We start from the raw sequence: 2,404 nt of genomic DNA on the forward strand, positions 1-2,404 counted from the left end.
CGGACTCGCTTTCGCTACGGCTTCCCCACACGGGTTAACCTCGCAACACACCGCAAACTCGCAGGCTCATTCTTCAAAAGGCACGCAGTCACGAGATACGTGCAAGCACGTATCCGACGCTCCCACGGCTTGTAGGCACACGGTTTCAGGTACTATTTCACTCCGCTCCCGCGGTACTTTTCACCATTCCCTCACGGTACTATCCGCTATCGGTCACCAGGGAATATTTAGGCTTAGCGGGTGGTCCCGCCAGATTCACACGGGATTTCTCGGGCCCCGTGCTACTTGGGTGTCTCTCAAACGAGCCGCTGACGTTTCGACTACGGGGGTCTTACCCTCTACGCCGGGCCTTTCGCATGCCCTTCGCCTACACCAACGGTTTATAACTCGCCGACCGGCCGGCAGACCGATCCAAAGAGATCCCACAACCCCCTGCATGCAACCCCTGCCGGGTCTCACACATACAGGGTTTAGCCTCATCCGGTTTCGCTCGCCACTACTCCCGGAATCACGGTTGTTTTCTCTTCCTGCGGGTACTGAGATGTTTCACTTCCCCGCGTTCCCTCCACATGCCCTATGTGTTCAGGCATGGGTGACAGCCCATGACGACTGCCGGGTTTCCCCATTCGGAAACCCCCGGATCAAAGCCTGGTTGACGGCTCCCCGGGGACTATCGTGGCCTCCCACGTCCTTCATCGGTTCCTGGTACCAAGGCATCCACCGTGCGCCCTTAAAAACTTGGCCACAGATGCTCGCGTCCACTGTGCAGTTCTCAAACAACGACCAACCACCCGTCACAGCCCGCCGAAGCAGACTTTCACCGGGGCCGGCAACCGAAGACACAAGCCAGTACGGCCGTGCCCTCAGACACCCAACAGCGCGCCCGACCCGACCCCGCCCGGAGATCATGCTTTCCACGCCCCACGAAGGACAGTACTCGCAAGCCTCCGACCCGGAAACCGGACCGAATAGTCAACGTTCCACCCATGAGCAACCAGCACCGGACATTCGCCGATGAACTGGCCTCTGGACCACCAGGCAGAGCCTGGCAGCCGAGAAGTGCTCCTTAGAAAGGAGGTGATCCAGCCGCACCTTCCGGTACGGCTACCTTGTTACGACTTCGTCCTAATCGCCAGTCCCACCTTCGACAGCTCCCTCCCCACAAGGGGTTGGGCCACCGGCTTCGGGTGTTACCGACTTTCGTGACGTGACGGGCGGTGTGTACAAGGCCCGGGAACGTATTCACCGCAGCAATGCTGATCTGCGATTACTAGCGACTCCGACTTCATGGGGTCGAGTTGCAGACCCCAATCCGAACTGAGACCGGCTTTTTGAGATTCGCTCCACCTCGCGGTATCGCAGCTCATTGTACCGGCCATTGTAGCACGTGTGCAGCCCAAGACATAAGGGGCATGATGACTTGACGTCGTCCCCACCTTCCTCCGAGTTGACCCCGGCGGTCTCCCGTGAGTCCCCAGCACCACAAGGGCCTGCTGGCAACACGGGACAAGGGTTGCGCTCGTTGCGGGACTTAACCCAACATCTCACGACACGAGCTGACGACAGCCATGCACCACCTGTACACCGACCACAAGGGGGCGCCCATCTCTGGACGTTTCCGGTGTATGTCAAGCCTTGGTAAGGTTCTTCGCGTTGCGTCGAATTAAGCCACATGCTCCGCCGCTTGTGCGGGCCCCCGTCAATTCCTTTGAGTTTTAGCCTTGCGGCCGTACTCCCCAGGCGGGGCACTTAATGCGTTAGCTGCGGCACGGACAACGTGGAATGTTGCCCACACCTAGTGCCCACCGTTTACGGCGTGGACTACCAGGGTATCTAATCCTGTTCGCTCCCCACGCTTTCGCTCCTCAGCGTCAGTATCGGCCCAGAGATCCGCCTTCGCCACCGGTGTTCCTCCTGATATCTGCGCATTTCACCGCTACACCAGGAATTCCGATCTCCCCTACCGAACTCTAGCCTGCCCGTATCGACTGCAGACCCGGGGTTAAGCCCCGGGCTTTCACAACCGACGCGACAAGCCGCCTACGAGCTCTTTACGCCCAATAATTCCGGACAACGCTCGCGCCCTACGTATTACCGCGGCTGCTGGCACGTAGTTAGCCGGCGCTTCTTCTGCAGGTACCGTCACTTTCGCTTCTTCCCTGCTGAAAGAGGTTTACAACCCGAAGGCCGTCATCCCTCACGCGGCGTCGCTGCATCAGGCTTTCGCCCATTGTGCAATATTCCCCACTGCTGCCTCCCGTAGGAGTCTGGGCCGTGTCTCAGTCCCAGTGTGGCCGGTCGCCCTCTCAGGCCGGCTACCCGTCGTCGCCTTGGTGAGCCACTACCTCACCAACAAGCTGATAGGCCGCGGGCTCATCCTGCACCGCCGGAGCTTTCGACCACC

The 2,404-nt window shown here is 59.7% G+C and carries 2 rRNA genes; both read right to left on the reverse strand.

Annotation, left to right across the window (positions count from 1 at the left end):
- Window positions 1-744, reverse strand: a 23S ribosomal RNA gene (locus tag ACFY5B_RS39425); the annotation flags it as partial.
- A gap of 326 nt (window positions 745-1,070) precedes the next feature.
- Window positions 1,071-2,404: ribosomal RNA gene (locus ACFY5B_RS39430) — 16S ribosomal RNA — on the reverse strand; the annotation flags it as partial.

It is taken from the genome of Streptomyces sp. NPDC013187 (genome assembly GCF_042899705.1).
GTDB lineage: Bacteria > Actinomycetota > Actinomycetes > Streptomycetales > Streptomycetaceae > Streptomyces > Streptomyces hawaiiensis_A.